This window comes from Mesorhizobium sp. M7A.F.Ca.MR.176.00.0.0 (assembly GCF_004023165.1).
Lineage (GTDB): Bacteria > Pseudomonadota > Alphaproteobacteria > Rhizobiales > Rhizobiaceae > Mesorhizobium.
In genome coordinates, this window is the sequence record NZ_RZTC01000030.1 from 1 (window position 1) to 23,512 (window position 23,512).

The following is a 23,512-nucleotide window of genomic DNA, read 5'->3' on the forward strand; positions in this document are numbered from 1 at the left end:
CTTCGAACAGCGTCAGGTCGCGGCCGCCGGTGATCGAGATCAGCAAGCCCTTGGCACCCTTCATCGAGGTCTCGTCGAGCAGCGGGTTGGCGATCGCCGCTTCGGCGGCGGCCATCGCGCGGCCCTCGCCGGAAGCCTCGCCGGTGCCCATCATCGCCTTGCCCATCTCGCGCATGACGGAACGGACGTCGGCGAAGTCGAGATTGATCAGGCCTTCCTTGACCATCAGGTCGGTGATGCAGGCGACACCGGAATAGAGCACCTGGTCGGCCATGGCGAAGGCATCGGCGAAGGTGGTCTTGTCATTGGCCAGCCGGAACAGGTTCTGGTTGGGGATGACGATCAGCGTATCGACGCATTTCTGCAATTCCTCGATGCCGAAGTCGGCCGTCTTCATGCGGCGCTGGCCTTCGAAGTGGAACGGCTTGGTGACGACGCCGACCGTGAGGATGCCCTTTTCGCGCGCTGCGCGGGCAACGACCGGAGCAGCACCGGTACCGGTGCCGCCGCCCATGCCGGCGGTGACGAAGCACATATGGGTGTTGGTCAGGTGATCGAGGATTTCATCGATGCACTCTTCCGCCGCCGCACGGCCGACCTCCGGCTGCGAGCCGGCGCCAAGGCCTTCGGTGACGTGCGCGCCGAGCTGGATCAGGCGGCCGGCCTTCGACATGGTCAGCGCCTGCGCGTCGGTGTTGGCCACCACGAACTCGACACCGCGCAGACCGGCGGTGATCATGTTGTTGACGGCATTGCCGCCGCCGCCGCCGACACCGAACACGGTGATGCGCGGCTTAAGCTCGGTGATGTCCGGCTTTTGCAGATTGATGGTCATTGTCTCCGTCCTTTGCCTTTCACGCCGCTTCGCCGCCGCGGCCGCCTATGGGGCTGTCCCCGTCAATTTTAGAAACTGTCTCTCAACCACTGACTCATGCGATGCAGTTTTCCGCCCGTTCCGGTCATTTTGAGACCGGAAATTCCTTTCGCCGGATGGCTCTCGAAGCTCGCCATCTGCGGATAGATCAGAAGCCCCACCGCAGCCGAGAAGGCCGGCCCCTTCGCCGCTTCCGGCAGACCGGCCACGCCGAGCGGGCGGCCGATGCGCACATTGCGTCCCAGGATGCGGCGCGCCGCCTCCGGCAGGCCGGCAAGCTGGCTGGCGCCACCGGTAAGAACCACACGCTTGCCCACTGCATTGCCATAGCCGGACTTGTTCAGCCGGTCGCGCAGCAGTTCGAGCGTCTCGTCGATGCGGGCGCGCACGATGCGCGTCATCACCGAGCGCGGGATCTGCAAGGGCACGTCACCGTCGTCGCCGATCGGCTGGATCGAGACCAGGTCGCGGTCGTCGGCGCTGCCCGGCAGTGCCGAGCCATGCATCACCTTCAGCCGTTCGGCGGCATCGAGCGAGGTCGACAGCCCCTTGGCCATGTCCATCGTGACGTGGTTGCCGCCGATGGCGATGGCGTCGCCATGGACGAACTTGCCTTCCGAAAACACCGAGATCGTCGTCGTGCCGCCGCCCATGTCGATGCAGGCGGCGCCCATTTCCAGCTCGTCGTCGACCAAGGCCGCCAGGCCGCTGGCATAGGGCGTCGCCACCATGCGCTCGACCGACAGATGCGAACGGTTGATGGAAAGCTCCAGATTGCGCATCGGCGCGGCGTCGCCGGTCAGCACATGCATGTCGACGCCGAGTGCGTCGCCGACCATGCCCCGCGGATCGCGCACGCCGCGTTCGGCATCCAGCGAGAAACCGACGGGAAGCGAATGGATCACCTCGCGCTCGGCCTTCAGCGCCTGCTTGGCGCCAGCGCCGAGAACGCGCTTGATGTCGGCCTCGTCGGCCTCGTGACCGCCAAGATTGATGGTGGCGGAGAAGGCTTCGCTCTTCAGCCGGCCGGCGGTCATGTTGACGATGAGAGAATCGACCGTCAGCCCGGCCATGCGCTCGGCCGCGTCGACGGAAAGGCGGATGGCATGTTCCGCCCTATCGAGGTCAACCACGACACCCGACTTCACGCCTTGCGACTTCTGATGGCCGATGCCGATCACCTGGATCCGGTGCGAGCGGCCGCGCAGCAGCTTGCCGTCATCGCATGGCTTCAGCTTGGCCACCATGCAGCAGACCTTGCTCGAACCGACATCCAGCACCGTCAGGGTGCCGGACCGGCGCGACGCGGCATCGCCAGGACCGCCAAGCCAGCTCATATCTTCGTCTCCGGCTTGCGCTTCAGGCTCTTGGCTTTCTCGTTGAGGGCGGCTTCGCGCTGCGTCGCCGCTTCCGCCGTCAACTGCACGACCAGCCGGTCCGTCAGGCGCATGTCGACGGCGGCGATGTCGCGCGACAGCAAGCCGTTATCATGATCCATCTTGACGAGTTCGGCGAGCGCCTGTTCCTCGTCATCCTCGGGAAGCTTGATGGTGATGCCATTGTCCAGCTTCAGGTCCCAGCGCCGCTCGCCGACGCGGATATAACCTTTGATCCGGCTCGCGAGTTCGGGATATTTTTCGACCTTGGCCAGGAAATCGGGCGCGCTCGCCGGCGCGCCGGTGCCGATCAGCAGCGGCAGGAGCACCTGCTTGCCGCCCGAGAACGGCGCGATCATGGCGCCATTCCTCTCGATGACCGAAAGCGCGTCACCCTGCTGCCAGAGAGCGAAAGCCTCACGCTCCTCGACGCGCACTTCCAGAGTATGCGGGTAGACCTTGCGGACGGCCGCAACCTCGATCCACGGCAATGTCGCAATTCGTTCCCGCGCGGCCTCGGCATTAAAGCCGATCAGCGACGTCCAACCGTCGAGCTCAAGCCTGTCGAGTATGTCGATTTCCGAGGTCTGGCGATTGCCGACCACCTTAACCTGATCAACGGCAAATCCGGTACGGGCGGTGATGCTCTGCACGATACCCTCGACATGACCGCCGAGATAGGCGCCATAGGCACTGCTCGAGAAAATCAGCACGGCCGACATCATGGCCGCGGAAAAGCGCGGCGCCTGGAATTCCCCGACGCCCAGGCGCGCCAGAATGCGCACCGGGCGGCGCAGCATGCGCGGCAGCACGAAATGGCCCGACGACAATGGCAGGCCGAACAGCGCCGGCCCCGCCGCGCCCCTCTCCCAACCTTGTCTCCATTTCAACGCAGGCACGAAGCGTCCTCCACCATCCAACTCAACAAATCGCCAAACGAGTGCCCAGCCTGGGCGGCGATTTCAGGCACCAAGGACGTCGGCGTCATACCCGGCTGGGTGTTGACCTCGAGCCAGACAATCTCGCCGTTTTCGGAATGACGATCGTCATAACGGAAGTCCGAACGGGAAACGCCGCGACAGCCGATCGCTTGGTGAGCCTTGAGCGCCAGTGTTTGTATTTTTTGGTAAATATTCGGTGAAACTTTTGCGGGGCATTCGTGCTTTGATCCCCCGGCGACATATTTTGAATCATAGTCATAGAAGGAATGGCCGGTCGGGATGATCTCGCAGACCCCCAGCGCCACATCGCCCATCACCGCGCAGGTCAGCTCCCTGCCGTGGATGTAGCGCTCAACCATGACGGTATCGCCATATTTCCACTCGGACGAGCCGATCACCTGCGGCGGATGCGACTGGCCCTCATGCACGATGACGACACCGAAGCTCGAACCCTCATTGACCGGCTTGACCACATAGGGCGGCTTCATCGGATGCTTGCTCTGGATGGCGAAGCGGCTGGCGACCTTCGATTCGGCGACCACGATGCCGACCGACTTGGCAACCCGCTTGGCCTGCTCCTTGTTCATGGCCAGAGCCGAGGCGAGCACGCCGGAATGGGTGTAGGGAATGCCGAGATATTCAAGGATGCCCTGAATGGTGCCGTCCTCGCCAAAAGGGCCGTGCAGCGCATTGAAGGCGACATCGGGCTTGAGCTCGGCAAGCACGGAGCCGACATCGCGCCCGACATCGACACGGGTGACCTGGTAGCCTTCCTTCTCGAGTTCATCGGCACAAGCCTTTCCCGACGATAGAGACACGGGCCGCTCGGACGAAAAACCACCCAGCAGGACGGCCACATGCTTGTTTTTCATTCCCCGGCATCCCCTCTCTCACGGCGGACCAAAACCAGATTTTCCGCAACATTGAGTCAGAGTCTCCCGGCAGGTTGCCCCCCCCCAGACGGAAAACGCTGAAAACGCGTCGAACGACTCAAATCAGGAAACGCTTTCGAGCAGAGAATCAGAGAGTTGATTCACTGGCAAGTGCTTACGATTCCGAGAGATTCACTTTCTGAGAAAATGGATGCGAAAAGCGTGTCGTTGAGTCTTTGCGGCAACGGTCGCGGACCGTGTCGGCCGTGTTAAAGTTCATGCATCACATGAACTTCAACTCGCGCGAAGGTGTGTTGAGATTCAGGTCAGGCCGAGTCGAAAACGATGGCTTTCGAGAACCGGAGCGGAGCGTACTCAAAGTACGTGAGCACCGGAAGCGCAGGAAGCCGTCGTTTGCAGGCCGGCATCACCTGAATATCAACACACCTTAAAGGAGCTGCCCGAGAAACTCCTGAACCGCATGTCCCGGCCGGAAATTGCCGATGCGCTTGATTTCCCATTGCAGCCGGATACCGGAATTCTCCAGCACCCGCGTGCGCACCGTCTCGCCGAGATATTCTAGGTCGTAGCCGGTCGCGGTTCCCGTGTTGATCATGAAGTTGCAATGCATCGGCGACATCTGGGCGCCGCCGATCATCAGGCCGCGGCAGCCCGCTCTGTCGATCTCCTTCCAGGCCGACGTGCCTTCCGGATTCTTGAAGGTCGAGCCGCCGGTCTTCTCGCGGATCGGCTGCACGGTCTCGCGATGGTTCTGCACGGCCTCCATCGCCGCCTTGATCGCCGCTCTGTCCTCGGCAAAGCCCTCGAACACGGCCGAGGTGAAGATCAGCCCGGCAGGCGCCGCCGAATGGCGATAGGCGTAACCCATATCGGCATTGCTCAGCGTCTGCACATTGCCCTTGCGGTCGAGCGCTCGCACTTCGACGACCCGCTCGCGCGTCTCGACGCCGTTGGCGCCTGCGTTCATCCGCAGCGCACCGCCGATTGCACCCGGAATGCCGTGGTAGAAATGAAAGCCGCCAATGCCGGCCTCGAGCGCCACCGCTGCGACGCGCTTGTCGGGGGTCGCGGCTCCCGCCTTGATCCTGATCGGCGAAATCACCTCGGCCTCGCCGAAGCCCTTGGCTGAAAGGCGGATGACAAAGCCCTCGATGCCGCCATCGCGGACCAGAAGGTTCGAGCCGACGCCGACGACGGTCAGTGGTATCTCTTCGGGAACGGCTTTCAGGAACACCGCAAGATCTTCCTCGTCGGCCGGCTGGAACAGCACCTCAGCCAGACCCCCTGCACGGAACCAGGTGATCTTGTCCATCTCGGCGTTCGGCGTCAGGCGACCGCGCAGGCCGGCAAGCCGGTCGCCCAGTCTGTCGATCAGGGCCTGGCCGTGCATCATGAGACGGTCCCGCCAAGCTCCTTGGGCAATGCATAGGCCCATTGGGTGATGTTGCCGGCGCCCAGGAAGACGACGAAGTCACCCGGCTTTGCCAGATCACGGATGACGGGCGCGATCGCCGCCGGACCCTCGATGTAGCGTGCGTCGCGATGGCCGCCGGCGCGGATGCGCGACACCAGCGCGTCCGAGCTGACGCCGTCGATCGGCTCTTCGCCGGCCGCGTAGACCGGCGCCACCATCACTGTGTCGGCGTCGTTGAAGCAGGTGGAAAACTCGTTGAACAGATCATGCAGCCGGGTGAAGCGATGCGGCTGGGCAATGGCGATGACGCGACCTTGGGTGGCGCTGCGCGCCGCCTTCAGCACCGCCGAGATCTCGACCGGATGGTGGCCGTAATCGTCGAATATTTCGACGCCGTCCCACGAACCGGTATGGGTGAAGCGGCGCTTGACGCCGGCGAAGGACGACAGGCCCTTCTTGATCGCCTCGGCCGACAGGCCGAGCTCATGCGCGACCGCGATCGCTGCCGTCGCGTTGGAGACGTTGTGGCGGCCGGGCATCGGCAGGCGCAGGCCTGCTATGACAGTCTGACCGCCTGTCTTGCGGTCGCGGATCACCACGTCGAATTCCGAAATGGCACCTGCCATGCGGTGATTGGTAAAGCGCACGTCGGCCTGCGCATTCTCGCCATAGGTGATGACCCGGCGGTCCTCGATGCGGCTGACCAGTGCCTGCACCTCGGGGTGGTCGGTGCACATCACGCCAAAACCGTAGAACGGCACGTTCTCGACGAACTGGCGGAACGCCTCGCGCACCTTGTCGAAGCTGCCATAGTGATCGAGATGCTCGGGATCGATGTTGGTGACGACCGCGATCTCCGCCGGTAGTTTCAGGAAAGTGCCGTCGCTCTCGTCGGCCTCGACCACCATCCATTCGCCGTCGCCCATGCGCGCATTGGTGCCATAGGCATTGATGATGCCGCCATTGATGACGGTCGGATCGAGCCCGCCGGCATCGAGCAAGGTCGCCACCATCGAGGTCGTCGTCGTCTTGCCATGCGTGCCGCCGATCGCCACCGCCTGGCGAAAGCGCATCAGTTCGGCCAGCATTTCGGCCCGGCGCACGATCGGCAGCAGCTTTTCGCGCGCGGCCTTCAGCTCCGGATTGGATTTCTTGATCGCCGTCGAGACGACCACCACCTCGGCATCACCGAGATTTTCGGCCCTATGGCCGACGAAGCATTCGATGCCCTTGTCGCGCAGCCGCTGCACATTGGCGCTTTCGGCCTGGTCGGACCCTTGCACCTTGTAGCCGAGATTGTGCAGCACTTCGGCAATGCCGCTCATGCCGATGCCGCCAATGCCGATGAAATGCACAAGGCCGATGGTCTGCGGCATCTTCATGCTTGCGTCCCCTTCCTGAAATCCGAAACGGTTTTTTTGGACGCAATAGCCTCTGTAAGATCAGCGAGCAACCGTGCCGCGTCCGGCCTCCCGGCCGATTTCGCACCCGCCGCCATCGCCGTCAGCCGATCGGGGTCTTCCATCAGCTCGCCGATGAGCGCTGCGATGCGTTCGGACGAGAGCGAGGATTGCGGATGCACTTCGCCGCCGCCGGCAGCGGCAAGGGCCGCCGCGTTCGCCGCCTGATCGTGGTCGAGCGCATAGGGGTAAGGCACCAGCAGCGCCGGCCGGCCGATGACGGCGATCTCCGAGACGGTCGAGGCGCCGGAGCGCGAGATCACCAGGTGCGCAGCCGCCATGCGCTGCGCCATGTCGGTGAAGAAGGGCGAGACCTCGACGGCGACGCCAAGCGCGGCATAGGCTGCCTTGACCCGCGCCACGTCATCCGCGCGCGCTTGTTGGGTGATCACCAGCCGCTTGCGCTGTGCGTCGGAAAGCAGCGCGATGGCTCCCGGCACGGCATCGGAAAAGAACTGGGCGCCCTGGCTGCCGCCGAACACCAGCAGGCGGAACGGCTGTTCCCCGGTCGATGCCGCATAATTCATCCTGGCCGCTTCCAGCACGGCCGGCCTGACCGGATTGCCTGTCGTCACCGTCTTCACACCGGCAGCACTGGTGTCCTGCGGCAGGAAGCCGCCGGCGATGGCATCGACACGGCCGGCCAGCGCCCGGTTGGCGCGCCCCATCACCGCGTTCTGCTCATGGATCAGCGTCGGCACCTTGCGCCGTGTCGCCGCGTAGAGCGGCGGCAAGGTTGGATAGCCGCCGAAGCCGACGACGGCATCCGGCTTGATCCTGCCGATGACGGCGGAAGCCTGGCGCACGCCGCGCCAGATTTTCCAGAAGGCACCAAGCAGGGCAAAAGGGTTTTTCGAGCCCATCGTCGCCGACTGGATCGGGTGGACGGCGGCGGCCGGAAAATGGCCGGCGAAACGCTCCGCACGGTCGTCGGTTGCCAGATGCACCGACCAGCCGCGCTCGTTCAACTCATGCGCCAGCGCCTCGGCCGGGAAAAGATGCCCACCGGTGCCGCCTGCCGCGAGAAGGATGACGCCTCTGGCCATATCACTCCGCCGGCATGGCGCGTTGCGACAGGCCAAAGCCCACCTGCTTGCGCTTTTCCGGCCGCTTGCGTGTCAGCGCCAGCACCATGCCCATCGAGATGGCGATGGCGATCTGCGAGGAGCCGCCATAGGAGATGAACGGCAGCGTCATGCCCTTGGCCGGCACGAGCTGGAGGTTGACGCACATGTTGATGACCGCCTGCAGGCCGAACACGGTGACGAGACCGCCGACCGCATAGCGGGTGAAATCGTCATGCTCCTTCAGCGCCGTGTTGAGGCCGCGCAGAACGATGAAGGCGAAGATCGACATGATGAAGAAGCACATGATCAGCCCGAACTCTTCGCCGGCAACCGAGAAGACGAAGTCGGCATGGCTGTCGGGGATGACGCGCTTGACGGTGCCCTCGCCCGGTCCGACTCCGAACCAGCCGCCATTGATCAGCGCTTCGCGCCCCATGTCGACCTGGAACGTGTCGCCCTCGCCGGTGAGGAACTTGTCGATACGCAGGGCAACGTGCGGGAACACCGTATAGGCGGCAAAGACGCCGCCGACGCCGGCCGCACCCAGCGCGACGATCCACAGCCAGGGCAGCCCGGCCATGAAGAACATGATGCCCCAGGTGCCGGTCGTCAGCATGGTCTGGCCGAGGTCCGGTTGTGCCACCAGCAGCGACACGACCAGCACCAGCAGCAGCATGGCGAACAGATTGCCCGGAATGTCGGGCTGGCGCTTGTGCTCGGCGAAAAGCCACGCGCACATGATGACGAAGGCCGGCTTCAGGAATTCCGACGGCTGGATCGACAGGCCGGCAAGCGACACCCAGCGGCGCGCACCCTTCACCTCGACGCCGATGTAGAGCACCGCCACCATCAGCACCAGCATCAGGCACAGGATGACCAGCGCCATGCGCCGGATCTGCCTGGAATCGAGGAAGGAAACTGCCAGCATCACACCGAGCGCCGGCACGGTGAAGATGATCTGCCTGGTGGCAAAGTGGAAACTGTCGAGGCCGATGCGTTCGGCCACCGCCGGACTGGCGGCGAAGGACAAGACGATGCCGAGCCCCATCAGCGACAGGAACGCCGCGAGGAACCAGCGATCGATCGTCCACCACCAGGTTGCCACCGGGCTTTTGTCGAGACGGCTTTGCATTATCGTGCCCCTCCGATGGGTTTCACACCCTCGATAGCATCCGCAGCTTGCCTGAAGGCTTCGCCGCGGACTTCGAAATTCTTGAACTGGTCGAAACTGGCGCAGGCCGGCGACAGCAGCACCACCGCCTCGCCGCTGTCGTCCTTAGCGGCATCATGCGCGGCGTGCTCGACCGCGGCGGCCAGCGTGCCTGAGATCTCGTAGGGAACTGCCTCGCCCAGCGTCGCCGAAAAGGCCGGCGCCGCCTCGCCAATCAGATAGGCCTTGGCGATGCGCGGAAAGAAGCCGCGCAACGGCTCGATGCCGCCTTCCTTGGGCAGGCCGCCGGCGATCCAGTAGATGCGCGTAAAGCTGGATAGCGCGGGTGCTGCGGCATCGGCATTGGTCGCCTTGGAATCGTTGATGAACAGCACATGGTCCTTGCGGCCGACCTGCTCCATGCGGTGAGCGAGGCCGGGAAAGCTTTCCAGCCCCGACTGGATTTCGCCAAGCTCCAGTCCGACCTTGAGGCAAGCGGCGACCGCCGCCAGAGCGTTCTGGGCATTGTGCTGGCCGCGCAGCGAACCGATGCCTTCGAGGAAGGCGACACGGCTGTAACGGCCGTGCACGGCTTCCATCAGATTGCCGCCATCGGCGAAATAGCCATCGGTCAGCGGCAGGCGCTTGGAAATGCGGATGACAGGCCGGCCCGCCCGCTCCAGCCGCTCGGCGATCTGCGCACACCAGGAATCGTCGATGCCGACGATCGCCGTCTCGCTGCCGGCTACCAGCCGCTCCTTGATCGCGGCGTAGTGCTGCATGGTGCCGTGGCGGTCGAGATGATCGGGCGTCAGGTTAAGCAGGATGCCCGCCGTCGGATTGATCGAAGGCGCGAGGTCGATCTGGTAAGACGAGCATTCGACCACATAGTGCCGATCGGGCTCGGGCGGATCGAGCGTCATCACCGCGCGGCCGATATTGCCGCCCATCTGGGTATCGCGTCCCGCGGCCTTCAGGATATGCGCGGTCAGCGCGGTGGTCGTCGACTTGCCGTTGGTGCCGGTGATGGCGATGAAAGGCGAATTTGGCGCGCTCAGCGTCCGCTCGCGGCAGAAAAGCTCGATGTCGCCGATGATCTCGACGCCTGAACCGCGCGCCAGCTCCACCGTCCAATGCGGCTTGGGATGCGTCAGCGGGACGCCCGGCGACAGCACGAAAGCCGAGAATTTCGCCCAGTCGGCGCCGCGCAAATCAGCGGTCGCAATACCGGCAATAGCGGCCTTGGCAACGCTTTCGGGATTGTCGTCCCAGGCCAGCACGTCCGCGCCGCCCTCGATCAGCGCGCGCGCCGTCGCAATCCCAGAGCCACCGAGCCCGAAGAGGGAAACGCGCTTGCCTGAAAAGGATGCGGCGGGGATCAAAGGGCTTCCTATCTCAGCTTGAGGGTCGACAGGCCGACCAGCGCCAGGATGACGGCGATGATCCAGAAGCGGATCACCACCTGGCTTTCGGTCCAGCCGAGCTTTTCGAAATGATGGTGGATCGGCGCCATCAGGAACACCCGCTTGCCGGTCATCTTGAAGTAGCCGACCTGGATGATGACCGACAGGATTTCCACGACGAACAATCCGCCGACGATGACCAGCACGATCTCGTGCTTGGTGGCGACCGCGACGGTGCCGATCAGGCCGCCCATGGCCAACGATCCGGTGTCACCCATGAAGATCGCCGCCGGCGGCGCGTTGAACCAGAGGAAGCCGAGGCCGGCGCCGATGACCGCGCCGAGCACGACCGCCAGTTCACCGGTGCCGGGCACGAAATGTATCTGCAGATATTCGGCGAACACGGCGTTGCCTGAGAGATAGGCGATGACGCCGAAGGAGGCCGCCGCGATCATGATCGGCACGATCGCCAGCCCGTCCAGACCGTCGGTGAGGTTCACAGCATTGCCTGCTCCGACGATGACGAAGCAGGAGAACGGGATGAAGAACCAGCCGAGATTGACGATGAATTCCTTGGCGAAGGGAAATGTCAGCGAAGAAGAGAACGGCGCCTGGCCATTGTGCATGATCACCCAGGCGGCGATGCCGGCAATGACGAATTCCAGCGCCAGCCTTGCCTTGCCGGAAAAGCCGAGATGCGACTGCTTGGTCACCTTCAGATAGTCGTCGTAAAAGCCGATCGAGCCGAAGCCCAGCGTCACCAGCAGCACCACCCAGACATAGATGCTCGACAGGTTGGCCCACAAAAGCGACGAGCCGATAATGCCCGACAGGATCATCAGCCCGCCCATGGTCGGCGTGCCGGCCTTCTTGAAATGCGTCTGCGGTCCGTCGGCGCGGATCGGCTGGCCCTTGCCTTGCCGCAGCCGCAGCGAATTGATGATGGTCGGCCCGAAGATGAAGACGATCAGCGCCGACGTGATCAGCGCCCCGCCGGTGCGGAAGGTGATGTAGCGGAAGACATTGAAGACCGAGACCTTGTCCGCAAAATCGACGAGCAGTGTAAACATGCGCTTTTCGTCCCCCGACCTAGGTCTGTTTGGCTGTCGATTCAGCCGGGAATTTGCCCAGCAGCGCATCGACCAGTTTTGCAAAGCCGATGCCCTTCGACGATTTGATCATCACCACATCGCCCGGCTTCAGCGCGGCAAGCAGCACCGGCTTCAGCTCCTCGACACCGGCGCGGTATTCCGTCTTGATCTCAGCCGGCAGCGCTTCGGCCAGCGCCCGCATTTCCGGGCCGCCGAGAAAGACGGTCCGCGTGCCCGTGCCGACGATGAGATCGGCAAGGGCTGCATGCAGCTTGGCCGAGTGGTCGCCAAGTTCGAGCATGTCGCCGAGCACGGCGATGCGGCGGCCCTCGCCCGTCACAGGCGTCGCGTTGAGCAATGCCATGGCAGCAGCCATCGATGCCGGATTGGCGTTGTAGCTTTCGTCGATCAGCGTGATCAGTCCACCTGGGTAGCTCGAAGTCGAGCCACCTGGGTGGCTCGAAGTCGAGCCACCGGGATGGCGCAGCACATGGCGCTTGCCGCGCCCGCGTTCGGCCGAAAGATCGGCCAGTGCTGAAGCCACCTTGTCGAGATCGGCGCCGACCAGATGCGCCGCACCCAGCACCGCCAGCACGTTCTGCACCATATGGCGGCCGGGCGCGCCGATCCGCGCCGCCACTTCGTGGCCGCCGATCCTGGCGATGATGTCGGAATGATCCGCATGCAGTTCGCATTTGGTGAGCTTGAAGGTAGAGCGCGCATTCTCGCCGAAGCCGTAGACGTGCTCGACACCGGCGGCATGGGCCATCTTGTCGAGCAGCTTGAAGCGCGCATCGTCGCGGTTGAGGATGGCGGCCCCCTCGGGCTCCAGCCCTTCGAAAATCTCGGCCTTGGCCTTGGCAATCTCGTCGAGATTGCGGAAAAAGCCGAGATGCGCCGCCGCGATCATGGTGACGATGGCGACATGCGGCCTCACCATTTTTACCAGCGGCCGGATTTCGTCGGGATGGTTCATGCCGATCTCGAATACGGCATAGTCGCAATCATCAGGCATGCGCGCCAAGGTCAGCGGCACGCCCCAGTGATTGTTGAAGGACTGCGCCGAGGCATGCACCTTCCCGACGGCTTGAAGCACATGGCGCAGCGCTTCCTTGGTGGTGGTCTTGCCGGCCGAACCGGTCACAGCGATGATTTTCGCGCTCGAGCGGGCGCGCGACGCAACTCCAAGCTTTTCCAGTGCGACCAGCACGTCCTCGACGACGATGATCGGCGCTGTCAGCCGCCCGAGCGACGGCAGCTTGCCTTCGGCAACCACCAGCACGCCGGCGCCGGCCTTGATGGCCGCGGTGGCGAAATCATGGCCGTCCATCGCCTCGCCCTTGATGGCGAAGAAGGCGTCGCCCGGCTGCAGGCTGCGGCTGTCGATCGAAATGCCGGAAATGCCTTCCGGCATCGGCCCCAACGGCCGCCCGTCCATGGCGGCAACCAGCGCCTCGCAGGACCACAGCAAGCTCATGCGGCACGCTCCGTAAGTGCCGCGCGAACTTCCTCGTGATCGGAGAAATGCAAGGTTTCGGAGCCGATCGTCTGGCCTTCCTCGTGGCCCTTGCCGGCCACGATCAGCGTGTCGCCGGCATGCAGCATGGCGACCGCCTCGTGGATCGCCATGCGCCGGTCGCCGATCTCGATGGCGCCGGGGGCGGCGGCCAAAATAGCGGCGCGGATCGTTTCCGGCACTTCGGAGCGCGGATTATCGTCGGTGACGATGACGACATCTGCAAGTCGCGTCGCAATCTCGCCCATGATCGGTCGCTTGCCGCGGTCGCGGTCGCCGCCGCAGCCGAACACCACGATAACGCGGCCGGTGGTGAATGGGCGCACCGAGGACAGCACGTTTTCGAGCGCGTCGGGCTTGTGGGCGTAATCGACATAGACCGGAGCGCCATTGCCGGTGGTGCCGACGAGGTCGAGCCGGCCCGGCGCGCCCTTCAATTTCTCCAACGCTAGCAAGGCCTTGGCGACAGGTGTTCCCGTGGAAATGGCAAGACCCGCCGAAACCAGCGCGTTCGAAATCTGGAAATCACCGGCCAGCGGCAGGTCGATCTCGTAGAGCACGCCATCGGCCTCGACCTCGGCCCGCTGGCGGTGGCGCTCGTGCTCGACCCGCTTCAGCCTGAGGAAATCGCCATGGCGGCCAACCGTCAGCACTTCGAGCCCGGCGGCCCGCGCCGCCTGAAAAGTCGGTGCCGACCATGGATCGTCGGCGAAGATGACGGCCGGTGCGCCTTTCGGCAGCAGCGCGTCGAACAGACGCAGTTTGGCGCGGTGATAGTCCTCGATGGTCGGATGATAGTCCATATGGTCCCGGCCGAGATTGGTGAAGCCGCCGGCCGCCAGCTTCACACCGTCCAGACGGCGCTGGTCGAGCCCATGGCTGGAGGCCTCCATCGAAGCGTGGGTAACGCCGGCATCCGCCAATTCCCGCAGCAATTGATGCAGGGCGACCGGATCGGGCGTCGTCAGCGAGCCATAATCGTTGCGCCCAGGCGCCACCACGCCGGTGGTGCCGATCGAAGCGGCGGCATAACCGGACTGCTCCCAGATCTGCCTGGTGAAAGCCGCGACCGAGGTCTTGCCGCTGGTGCCGGTCACCGCGACCATGATCTCAGGCTGCTTGCCGAAATAGCGGGCCGCACTCAGCGCCAGCGCCAGGCGCGGATCGTCGACCGCCAATACCGGGACCGACAGCCCGGCAATGGTGCTGCCCTTGCCCGCCACGATCGCGGCCGCACCGCGCGCGGCGGCGTCGGCGGCATAAACGGCACCGTCGGCCTTGGTTCCCGCGAGCGCAAAGAAGACAACACCCGCTTTTACCTGGCGGGAATCCGAAGAAATCCCTGTAACCTCCAGATCGACGGAAGCTATTCCCTCGACGGGCAGGATACCGGCTAGATCTCTGAGCTTCATCGAGTCCCGTTCACCGCAACAAAATAGCGCGCTGTTGCCGGCGCGCCCTAAGAATCACTGATAGGAAACCAGCGTTGCACCATTTTCATGGCTGAAATCTGGCTTCACGCCAAGCATGGCAGCTGAACGCCTGATGATATTGCCGGCCATGACCCCCGCATTTGCGGCCGCGACATCCGTCATGCCGGGCTTTTCAGGGTGCGGGGCATCGGCAATGGTAAACACCAGATACTGCGGATCGTCCATCGGGAAGGCGGCGACGAAAGTGTTGAAATTCAAGTCCTTGGAGTAGCGGCCATTGACGACCTTCTCGGCCGTTCCGGTCTTGCCACCAACGCGGTAGCCGGGGACTCTGGCGTTTCGGGCAGAGCCCTTCTCGGCATTGAGCGAATAGAGGTAGCGCATGCCTTCGACGGTCTTTTCGCTCACCACTTTCTTGGCGGTGGCCATCGCTTCCGCCTGCGTGCGCACCAAAAAGGTAGGGTTCATCAGGAAGCCGCCATTCATCAACGCCGCGCAGCCCACAGCCGCTTGCAGCGGCGTCGTCGACACGCCGTGGCCGAAGGCGATGGTGAATGAATTGACCTGTTTCCAGACCTTCGGTTCAGTCGGACGGGCAGTCTCCGGCAATTCGGTCTGCATCCTGTCCAGAAGGCCAAGGCGATGCAGGAATTCGCGATGCCCCTCGATGCCGACCATCTCGGCTTCCCTGGCCGAGCCGATGTTGGACGAGTAGAGGAACACCTCCGGCAACGACAGCACACGGTTCTTGCCGTGGAAATCGTGAATGGCCTGATGGCCGACCCGGATTGGATGCGAAGCATCGAAGCGGCTCGCCATCGTCGCCTTACCGGAATCGAGCGCCATGGCTGAGGTGAAGCTCTTGAAGGTCGAGCCCATCTCGTAGAGGCCCGCCGACATGCGATTCAGCCGGTCCTTGTCCTGTGCATTGTAGGGATTGTTCGGATCGAAATCCGGCACCGAGGCCATGGCCACCACTTCGCCGGTCTTGACGTTGAGCACGACGGCGCCGGCGCCCATGGCACGATAGCGCTCCAGGCCGGCGGCGATCTCGTCGCGCACCACATGCTGCACGCGCAGATCGATCGAAAGCTTTACCGGCTTGAGATCCTTGGCAATGGCAAGGCCCGATGCCTGCAGGTCGCTCAAGCCTTGCTCGTCGACATATTTCTCCATTCCGGAGATGCCCTGGTTGTCGATGTTGGTGAGGCCGACAATGTAGGACGAGGTCTCGCCGCTCGGATAGAAGCGGCGCTTTTCGGTACGGAAGCCGAAACCGGGAATGCCGAGCTGCATGATGTCGGACTGTTGCTTGGGCGTCAGCTGCCGCTGCAGCCAGACGAAACCGGCGCCGCTCTTCAGCTTGTGGTAGGTCTGCTCATAGTCGATGTCCGGAAGCACCGTCGACAGCTTCTCGATCGCCTCGTCGGCGTCGACAATCCGGCGTGGTTCTGCAAACAGCGACGCCGTCTTGATATCCGTGGCCAGCACTTCGCCGTTGCGGTCGACGATGTCGGGCCGCGATGCCGTCACCCGGCTCTGCGGACCGCCCGACATGTCGGGGGTCTGGAAGCCGAGATAGACCAGCCGCCCTGATATGGTCGAGAAGATACCGAAGAACACCGCCATGGTCATGACGATGCGCGTCCTGCCCTTGCCGCCGGTCGCCTTGCGGGCGCCCTCGACCACGATCGATCCATCTTCACTCGTCCTGGCGCGACGCTTCAGCAGTTTGCCGATCATTGGGCGATGCCTCCGGTCACGACGGGATCCTTACTGTCCGAAGGCGCTTGGTCGGAATTGTCGGCCATGCCTCCCTGGCGTCCCGACAGGATGTCCTGGATGTCAAGGGATTTGGCCGGCAGGTCGCCGATGCCGCCGATCTGGCGAGCGCTGACCGGCTCGAGTTCGAGCTGCGATTTGTAGAGTTCGGCGAGCTTCTGCAGCCGCGACGGCTGGGTAAGCAGGCTCCAGTCGGCCTTGAGCAGGTCGATCGTGTCCTCCTCATAGCGTATCTGCGCATGGATCTTCTGCACCGCGGCCAATTGTTCCTCGGCCTCGCGCTTGGCCTTGTAGGTAAGGGCCGCGACCGCAACCATGACGGCGATCAGGACAATGTCGCTGGTACGAAACACTTAGCTACCTCTCCCCCGGCCGGCCTGTGCCGGGAAGTGTTGGGCCGGGAAGTTTTGGAAGGCCGAAAATCGAAAAATCGCTGCTGCGCGCTGGCGCATCCGTGCGGATTGCCGCGCGCAGCCTGGCCGAACGGGCGCGCGGATTGGCCGCCACCTCGGCGTCGCCGGCAGTCACGCCGCCACCCGCCTTGCGGAACGTCGCGGTGCGGGCATGCGCCTCGGGCAAATGCCGCGAGCCGGTCGCGACATCGGCCCGGTCGGCGATGAAACGCTTGACGATGCGGTCTTCCAGCGAATGGAAGGTGACCACGGCGAGCCGTCCGCCCGGCTTCAGCGCGCGTTCGGCCGCGAACAGGGCCTTGGCCAGTTCGCCAAGCTCGTCATTAACGAAGATGCGCAGCGCCTGGAAGACGCGCGTCGCCGGATGGATCTTGTCCTTCGGCGCACGGCCGATATGCGTCTCGATGGCGTCGGCCAGTTCCAGCGTGCGCTCGAACGGGCGCTTTTCGCGGCGAGCCTCGATCATGCGGGCGATGCGCCCGGCATGACGCTCCTCGCCGAGGAAGCCGAAGATGCGGGCAAGATCGCCCGGCTTGAAGGAATTGACGACGTCGGCGGCGCTGAGGCCCGATTGCGCCATGCGCATGTCGAGTGGCCCGTCGGCGCGGAACGAAAACCCGCGCTCCGCCTGGTCGAGCTGCATCGAGGACACACCGATGTCGAGCACGATCCCGTCGGCGCTCTCGACATGTTCGTCCAGCGTCGAGAACGGCGCCTGCACCAGCCGCAGCCGGCCGCCCGACTGCACTTCCAGATCGCGCCCGGCCGCAATGGCATCCGGATCGCGGTCGATCGCCACCACGGAAGCGCCCGTCGCCAGAATGGCCCTGGTGTAGCCGCCGGCGCCGAACGTGCCGTCGATGATGAGGTCGCCCTGCGCCGGCGCCAACGCTTCGAGCACCTCGGCAAGGAGGACCGGAATGTGGCGAGCCGATCCGCCAACGGCGTGCCCATCTACGGCGCGAGGAAGGTCATCGCCGTGGCCTGCCGTCATTCCGGTCGCTCCCCAGGCTTCGTCCCCTGCCGAAGCTGCAAAAGCCGTGCCCGCGCCTGCGCCCCATAGGCGGCAAGCCGTCCCGGCTCCCAGATCTGAAAGAAATTGCCGCGCCCGACAAAGGCCACTTCCGCCGAAATGCCGGTGTGTTCGCGAAGGAAATCGCTCATCGTGATGCGGCCGTCCTGGTCGAGTTTCAAGAAGGTTCCGTCGCCATGGCAGAAGAACGACATGTCGTCCGCCGTCTGCAGGAAGGGATCCTCGAGCGCGATGCGCTGCTCGTAGCGGTCGAGCAGATCGAGCCCGCCGACATCCATCGCCGGCAGATCCAGGCAGCGCAGCGCATAAAGTTCCGAATAGCCGCGCTTCTGCACGACCGCACGGAAATGCGCGGGAACGGACACCCGTCCCTTCGCATCGATCCTGCTCACCGTGGTTGACAGAAACCGGTCCATTAAACGCTACAGCCGCTTGCGCCGCCGCACCCCTCTCCATCTTGTCGCACGCGCCGCCGCAGCGCGCTCCCTGCCCCGTATCAGCCTCGTCCGCACGGGCAAAAACCGGCAAACGCGCAGCCGCCGCGGCTGCCCGATTGGCGTACGCTTTACCCTGACACGGAACGAAGGCTTTGATGTCTAGATGGGATATCATGGGGCACTATGGGCGTCAACGGGATTAGGCTTCACAAACACGCGCGCCGCGACCAATGAGAGCAGCCTCGCCGACACGTCTCGTCTTTATGGTCTATTAAGCCTAACGAACCGTTTAGAGCCGCCTGGCCCAACCGGACGCGCCTTGCCGAGCGCCGCTGCCGGGCATAGCGTCTCGCCACATCTCGTCGGTCGCAACCAGGGTTGGAAATTCGATGTCCGAAACTGCAAAGTCACGCGCTGCAGCGCTTCCTCACCTGCGTCGCAGCGGGCTTGCCATGGGCGATTCCATTCCCCTGCCACTGACCATGGCCGCCATCTTTCATGCGCCCGGCGACGCCACCGGTTTCAACCAGTACGGGCGATTCAGTAACCCGACCTGGGACGCGGTCGAACATATGCTGGCCCATCTGGAGGACGCGCCTTGCGTCGCCTTCCCTTCAGGAATGGCGGCAATCTCGGCGGCGTTTTTTACCGTGCTCAAGACTGGCGACCGTATCCTGCTGCCATCGGACGGCTACCACACGACAAGAGCGCTGGCCGATCGCTTCCTCAAGCCGCTCGGCATCGTCTACGATGTCAGGCCTACCTCGACCTTCCTCGACGGCGGCTTCGATGGCTATCGCCTCGCCTTTGTCGAAACCCCCGCCAATCCGGGGCTGGATATCTGCGATATCGCTGCCGTTGCCGATGCTGTTCACAAAGCCGGCGCGATCCTTGTGGTCGACAACACGACTATGACACCCTTCGGCCAGCGGCCGCTCGACCATGGCGCCGATATCGTCGTTGCCGCCGACACCAAGGCACCCAACGGCCATTCAGATGTGCTGTTCGGCCATGTCGCCAGCCGCAATGCCGAGATCATCGCCGCCGTGACCGGCTGGCGCGAAGTTTCCGGCAGCATTCCCGGACCATTCGAAGCCTGGCTGGTGCATCGCGGCCTGGAGACACTGGATGTGCGCTTCGATCGCATGTGTTCCTCGGCGGAAGTCATCGCGCGGCGGCTGCAGGGCCACCGGGCAATCAGCGGCCTGCGTTATCCCGGACTGGAAGGCGATCCGTCGCACAACCTTGCCCGTGCCCAGATGGAGCGCTTCGGCTTTCTGATCTCTTTCGAGCTCGCCTCGGAGGACAAGGCCGAGGATTTCATCAACAATTGCGCCTTGATGCAGGCCGCGACATCCTTCGGCGGCGTCCACACCTCCGCCGAGCGGCGCTTGAAGCGAGGCGATGCCGTTGCCGCCGGCTTCGTTCGCCTCTCGGTCGGCTGCGAGCCGGTGGAAGAGCTCTGTAAGGCAATCGAGACGTCGCTGGACAAGATCGGCGGCTGACCGGACCGATCACGGGCCGAGATCGTCGGCTTCTATGTTGCGATGGCCGTGCAGTACACGAATGATCTCGATCGCGTCGTCACCTACACGATACAAGGTGAGATAGTCGCCAACGAGCAGATGACGGATGCCGGGCGCGATGTCATCGCGCGGCGCGCCGGAGAAGGGATAGGTCTCCAGTTGCTGCCACCGTGCCTCGATGCGATCGAGCAACCTATCCGCTGCGACCTCGCTATCGCGTGCAACATGAAGCCAGATCGCGATCAAATCGTCTTCTGCGCGCGCGTTCCGGACGATGAATAGCGAATTCATGCTGCGTCGTCAGATCGCAAGCGCCTCCGCGCCTCGGCCTTGATTTCATCCATCGACGCAAATCGTCCCGGCCCGCTGTCTATCCCTTCCTGCACCAGCTTGCGCAACTCATCGAGCGTATAGCCGAAGAGATCGCGCCGATCCTTCCATTGCCGCAGCGCATCGCGGATCACTTCGCTGGCGGAGGCATATTCGCCGGCGGCGACGACATCATCCACCGCCTGCGCCAGTTCCGGCGACAGCGTGATGCTGCGTTTGTCGACCTGTCCCATGAGAGGCTCCCGATACCATTTCCCGATTCACGGTACGATTTAATCGCACCGGTTTCAAGCAATGGCCGACTCTCGCTCGCACGGATGAACGGCCGGGCAGGCTTGAATCAACAGGCGCGCCCGAGGGCGCAACCTGCTGAATTCAAGAGACTTCTCTTGATATCGGGGGAGAGAAATTGCCAGCTGGCCTGTAAGCCGGGTTCTGTATGGCCCCCGCCCCTTGCGGGGCGAGAACGTGGCGGCCATTCATCTTGGGCGCATGTTGCCATGCGCCTCACGCAACCTACCCGGACGGTGAGCCGGAAACAGCCCTCGAGGGTTTCCCCTCGCACCGCCCCTATTCGGTCTTGCTCCCGGTGGGGTTTGCCGTGCCGCTCCTGTTGCCAGTCGCGCGGTGGGCTCTTACCCCACCCTTTCACCCTTGCCCCGAATCCGGCAAGCCGGATCGTGGCGGTTTGCTTTCTGTGGCACTTTCCCTGGGGTCGCCCCCGCCGGCCATTAACCGGCACCGTGTTTCCATGGAGCCCGGACTTTCCTCACCCGCGGCCTTTCGGCGTTTGCGGGTGCGGCCGCCCAGCCAGCTGGCAGAGCGTATAAAGGGGTTCACGCCCGAAAACGCAAACGAAAAAGCAGACTTATGCGGGCGATCCAAGCGCAGCCATCTGCACCTTGACCTTGCCGCAATAGGCGGCCGACACCGGGTTCATCCGCGTTGCGGCGTGTCCGGCATTGTATTTCAGAATCGTGCCGCAGGTCGTGCCGCCGCCGAGGCTCCGCGCCATGGCAAGGTATTTCATGCCGTATTTGATGTTGGTGTCGGGATCGAACAGGCCCTTTGCGGAGCCGCTATAGCCCATCATCCGAGCCGTGGCCGGCTTGATCTGCATCAGGCCGATCTCGCCTGCGCCGCCGACGATGTTGGGCCGGTAGTTGCTTTCGATCTGGATGACCGCCGTGGCGAGCGACACCGGCACGCCTTCGATCGCCGCATAGCGGGCAACGATAGCGGAATACTGCCCACTGCTGGCCACCGCCGCCGTCGATGCCGCCGCGTTCTGGACTCCGATCGACGCTGTTCTCGTCATGTCGATGGTCTTTCGGCCACGCTTCGTCTGCTTTCTGGCGGACTTCTTCGGCTTGGACCAGCTTGCTTTTTCCATTTTCGCGGAAGCCCGCTTCGTCTCCGCTTTGGCGGAAGCCCGCTTTGTTGCCTTGGCGTCGTGGCCTGCCTTGCCGCTTTTCGCGGATACCACGGGAAACCCTTGATCGGCCCGCGGGCTGAATGATGCTGCATGCGCCGCACTGAAGGCAAAAGTCATTACACCGGCAGCAAGAGCTGCCGTTAAAACGGTAAATTTCTGCATGTGATCCTGTTCTGTCTGAACCGCGCGAAGATGTTCGCGCAGCAACGCCTAACCAACGTCGGAACAACCCGGGGGGCTTGGGGTCCGACATCTACACGTCAGCCGTTTGACGCCCGAATTGGTGTCAAACAAGGCCAGGCAAGTCACTTTGAGTGACAGCTTGTAACTTAAGGATGGGAAAGAATTGCTTGAGAGAGGCTCTCCCGGGGGTCAGCGCCTCACGGAAGCAAGCAGCCTTTGCAGCGTCCGCAGCGTCGAGCCGTCGGCAACGCCGTCCACCTTGCGCGGCCGGAAATGGCGCTGGAAGGCCTCGACCACCGCCTCCGTCTGCCGGTCGAAAACGCCGGATATTTCAACGCCATAGCCGTAGAGGGCCAGCATCGACTGCAACGCTTCGACGTCGCCGCCGGTATCGCCGGTTGTCAGAGTGGCGCCTCGCCTGACGGGCGCGGCCGCCACGAGATGGCCAACACCGGCCTCGAACAGCGTCCGCCACGGAAACTTCTCGCCGGGATCGATCTTGCGCCCCGGCGCAACATCGGAATGCGCGAGTACCCGCTCGGCGGCGATCGAATGCCGACCGGCGATCCCACGGCACAGCGCGATCACCGCATCGATCTGCCGCCGGGGAAAACCGGGATAGCCCAGCGAATGCCCTGGATTGACGATCTCGATGCCGACCGAACAGGAATTGATGTCGGCCCGTCCGAACCACGAACTCTTGCCGGCATGCCAAGCGCGGTCGCTTTCCCTGACCATCTGCACGATATGGCCATTCTCGTGGACGAGATAATGTGACGAGACCTCGCTGGCCGGGTCGCAAAGCCAGGCCTCGGCCCCGGCGCCGGTCGCCATACCGGTGTAGTGCAGCACGATCATGTCAGGCCTGGGCGTCTCGCGCCGCGGGCCGAAATTCGGCGATACCCTGACTTCGGCACGTGGCTCGTCGGGCAGAAAGCCGCTCATGCGTGGCGCAGGCCCCGCTCGATCATCTCGTAGGCAACGTTGATCGCCGCCACCCTGGTGGTCGCGATCTTGATGAATTCCTGAGGCAGGCCGCGCGCGATCAGCCGGTCCGGATGATTGTCGGAAACCAGCTTGCGATAGCGCTTCCTGACCTCTTCGAACGGCTTGCCGCGCTCGATGCCAAGCACGACATAAGGATCCCCGGCGCCCAGGTTGACATGTCGCGCCATGATGGTCTCGTAATGCGCTTCGTCGATGCGGAAAATCTCGGCGATGCGGTGCAGGAAATGGCCTTCGCGCTCGTGCACCAGCCCGTCGGCCTTGGCGATGTGGAACAGACCGTCGAGTATGTCTTCCAGCATCACACAATTGGAATGCCCGGAACCGCACATCTGCGCCATCCGCTCGGCATAGGTCTCGAAACCGGCCACGTCGCGCTGGGCGAGATCGAACAGACGCGCCACATTGCGCGTCTCCTTCGGCGGCACTTCGAATATTTCCTGGAAGGCGCGCACCTCGTCCTGGGTGACGATACCATCGGCCTTGGCCATCTTGGCCGACAGCGCGATCATCGCCACCGAAAAGGCGACACGCCGGCGCAAATCCGCATCGCCGGCGAAAACCGTGCGCACGGCCTCGACCACGTCGGCGACACCCGACGAGGCTGAGGATGAAACGCGGGTGATGAATTCGCCGAGGCGATCCCAAATGGACATGGCCTGCTTCTTAGAGCCACCGCCCGCTCCTATCAAGCCGGGACAGTGCCGCAGGCTTTGCGCGACAAATCGATCGGACTCCAACGCCATGGCG

Annotated in this window: 22 protein-coding genes and 1 other RNA gene; 1 reads left to right on the plus strand and 22 read right to left on the minus strand. The window is 63.7% G+C overall.

Annotated elements, in window-relative coordinates; all coding sequences use genetic code 11:
- From ftsZ to mraZ, 16 genes are all read right to left on the minus strand, one after another.
- Nucleotides 1-835: cell division protein FtsZ (gene ftsZ / locus EOB59_RS12595; RefSeq protein ID WP_128288463.1), on the minus strand; the 835-nt coding region annotated here is incomplete at its 3' end.
- Between the two features lie 68 nt (nt 836-903).
- Nucleotides 904-2,211 carry a cell division protein FtsA gene (gene ftsA, locus EOB59_RS12600; RefSeq protein WP_027034934.1) on the minus strand — a complete coding sequence of 436 codons (1,308 nt, stop codon included), beginning with the start codon at nt 2,209-2,211 and terminating at the stop codon, nt 904-906.
- On the minus strand, nt 2,208-3,149 hold the full coding sequence (locus tag EOB59_RS12605) for a cell division protein FtsQ/DivIB (protein WP_128288464.1): 942 nt from the start codon (nt 3,147-3,149) through the stop codon (nt 2,208-2,210). The genes ftsA and EOB59_RS12605 overlap by 4 nt, the downstream gene beginning before the upstream one ends.
- On the minus strand, nt 3,137-4,063 hold the full coding sequence (locus EOB59_RS12610) for a D-alanine--D-alanine ligase (RefSeq protein ID WP_127328876.1): 927 nt from the start codon (nt 4,061-4,063) through the stop codon (nt 3,137-3,139). The genes EOB59_RS12605 and EOB59_RS12610 overlap by 13 nt, the downstream gene beginning before the upstream one ends.
- 448 nt (nt 4,064-4,511) lie before the next feature.
- Entirely contained in the window at nt 4,512-5,477 is a 966-nt protein-coding gene (murB, locus tag EOB59_RS12615; RefSeq protein ID WP_127322152.1) for a UDP-N-acetylmuramate dehydrogenase, read from the minus strand.
- On the minus strand, nt 5,474-6,880 hold the full coding sequence (murC, locus tag EOB59_RS12620) for a UDP-N-acetylmuramate--L-alanine ligase (protein ID WP_023813140.1): 1,407 nt from the start codon (nt 6,878-6,880) through the stop codon (nt 5,474-5,476). Before murC ends, murB begins: the two co-directional genes overlap by 4 nt.
- On the minus strand, nt 6,877-8,004 hold the full coding sequence (gene murG, locus EOB59_RS12625) for an undecaprenyldiphospho-muramoylpentapeptide beta-N-acetylglucosaminyltransferase (RefSeq protein WP_128288465.1): 1,128 nt from the start codon (nt 8,002-8,004) through the stop codon (nt 6,877-6,879). The genes murC and murG overlap by 4 nt, the downstream gene beginning before the upstream one ends.
- A 1-nt stretch (nt 8,005) precedes the next feature.
- On the minus strand, nt 8,006-9,157 hold the full coding sequence (gene ftsW / locus EOB59_RS12630; RefSeq protein ID WP_128288466.1) for a putative lipid II flippase FtsW: 1,152 nt from the start codon (nt 9,155-9,157) through the stop codon (nt 8,006-8,008).
- Nucleotides 9,157-10,557 carry a UDP-N-acetylmuramoyl-L-alanine--D-glutamate ligase gene (murD, locus tag EOB59_RS12635; protein ID WP_128288467.1) on the minus strand — a complete coding sequence of 467 codons (1,401 nt, stop codon included), beginning with the start codon at nt 10,555-10,557 and terminating at the stop codon, nt 9,157-9,159. Before murD ends, ftsW begins: the two co-directional genes overlap by 1 nt.
- Nucleotides 10,558-10,565: 8 nt before the next feature.
- Nucleotides 10,566-11,648 carry a phospho-N-acetylmuramoyl-pentapeptide-transferase gene (gene mraY / locus EOB59_RS12640; RefSeq protein WP_013530954.1) on the minus strand — a complete coding sequence of 361 codons (1,083 nt, stop codon included), beginning with the start codon at nt 11,646-11,648 and terminating at the stop codon, nt 10,566-10,568.
- Nucleotides 11,649-11,667: 19 nt separating this feature from the next.
- Entirely contained in the window at nt 11,668-13,146 is a 1,479-nt protein-coding gene (locus tag EOB59_RS12645; protein ID WP_128288468.1) for a UDP-N-acetylmuramoylalanyl-D-glutamyl-2,6-diaminopimelate--D-alanyl-D-alanine ligase, read from the minus strand.
- Nucleotides 13,143-14,597 carry a UDP-N-acetylmuramoyl-L-alanyl-D-glutamate--2,6-diaminopimelate ligase gene (locus EOB59_RS12650; protein WP_128288469.1) on the minus strand — a complete coding sequence of 485 codons (1,455 nt, stop codon included), beginning with the start codon at nt 14,595-14,597 and terminating at the stop codon, nt 13,143-13,145. Before EOB59_RS12650 ends, EOB59_RS12645 begins: the two co-directional genes overlap by 4 nt.
- A gap of 54 nt (nt 14,598-14,651) precedes the next feature.
- The gene (locus tag EOB59_RS12655; protein ID WP_027034944.1) at nt 14,652-16,361 is read right to left on the minus strand and encodes a penicillin-binding protein 2; all 1,710 of its coding nucleotides are present in this window, start codon (nt 16,359-16,361) and stop codon (nt 14,652-14,654) included.
- The gene (locus EOB59_RS12660; RefSeq protein WP_127271473.1) at nt 16,358-16,753 is read right to left on the minus strand and encodes a hypothetical protein; all 396 of its coding nucleotides are present in this window, start codon (nt 16,751-16,753) and stop codon (nt 16,358-16,360) included. The genes EOB59_RS12655 and EOB59_RS12660 overlap by 4 nt, the downstream gene beginning before the upstream one ends.
- Nucleotides 16,754-16,757: 4 nt before the next feature.
- Nucleotides 16,758-17,807, minus strand: coding sequence for a 16S rRNA (cytosine(1402)-N(4))-methyltransferase RsmH (gene rsmH / locus EOB59_RS12665; protein WP_128288470.1), 1,050 nt, complete (start codon nt 17,805-17,807; stop codon nt 16,758-16,760).
- Nucleotides 17,804-18,262, minus strand: coding sequence for a division/cell wall cluster transcriptional repressor MraZ (mraZ, locus tag EOB59_RS12670; RefSeq protein ID WP_128288471.1), 459 nt, complete (start codon nt 18,260-18,262; stop codon nt 17,804-17,806). The genes rsmH and mraZ overlap by 4 nt, the downstream gene beginning before the upstream one ends.
- A 410-nt stretch (nt 18,263-18,672) precedes the next feature.
- On the opposite strand from mraZ, the gene EOB59_RS12675 reads away from it, so the two are divergent.
- Nucleotides 18,673-19,788 carry a cystathionine gamma-lyase gene (locus tag EOB59_RS12675; protein WP_128288472.1) on the plus strand — a complete coding sequence of 372 codons (1,116 nt, stop codon included), beginning with the start codon at nt 18,673-18,675 and terminating at the stop codon, nt 19,786-19,788.
- Between the two features lie 9 nt (nt 19,789-19,797).
- On the opposite strand, the gene EOB59_RS12680 is transcribed toward EOB59_RS12675, so the two are convergent.
- From EOB59_RS12680 to EOB59_RS12705, 6 genes are all read right to left on the minus strand, one after another.
- The gene (locus tag EOB59_RS12680; protein WP_127809986.1) at nt 19,798-20,100 is read right to left on the minus strand and encodes a type II toxin-antitoxin system RelE/ParE family toxin; all 303 of its coding nucleotides are present in this window, start codon (nt 20,098-20,100) and stop codon (nt 19,798-19,800) included.
- Nucleotides 20,097-20,372: a type II toxin-antitoxin system ParD family antitoxin gene (locus tag EOB59_RS12685; protein ID WP_027034949.1), complete on the minus strand. Its 276-nt coding sequence runs from the start codon at nt 20,370-20,372 to the stop codon at nt 20,097-20,099. The genes EOB59_RS12680 and EOB59_RS12685 overlap by 4 nt, the downstream gene beginning before the upstream one ends.
- A 175-nt stretch (nt 20,373-20,547) precedes the next feature.
- Nucleotides 20,548-20,957, minus strand: an RNA gene (gene rnpB, locus EOB59_RS12690) — RNase P RNA component class A.
- 50 nt (nt 20,958-21,007) lie between these two features.
- The gene (locus EOB59_RS12695; protein ID WP_127809985.1) at nt 21,008-21,736 is read right to left on the minus strand and encodes a transglycosylase SLT domain-containing protein; all 729 of its coding nucleotides are present in this window, start codon (nt 21,734-21,736) and stop codon (nt 21,008-21,010) included.
- A gap of 210 nt (nt 21,737-21,946) precedes the next feature.
- Nucleotides 21,947-22,702, minus strand: a complete 756-nt coding sequence (locus EOB59_RS12700) for an N-acetylmuramoyl-L-alanine amidase (RefSeq protein WP_128288473.1) — start codon at nt 22,700-22,702, stop codon at nt 21,947-21,949.
- The gene (locus tag EOB59_RS12705) at nt 22,699-23,418 is read right to left on the minus strand and encodes a DnaJ family molecular chaperone (protein ID WP_127268668.1); all 720 of its coding nucleotides are present in this window, start codon (nt 23,416-23,418) and stop codon (nt 22,699-22,701) included. The genes EOB59_RS12700 and EOB59_RS12705 overlap by 4 nt, the downstream gene beginning before the upstream one ends.
- Nucleotides 23,419-23,512: the final 94 nt, after the last annotated feature.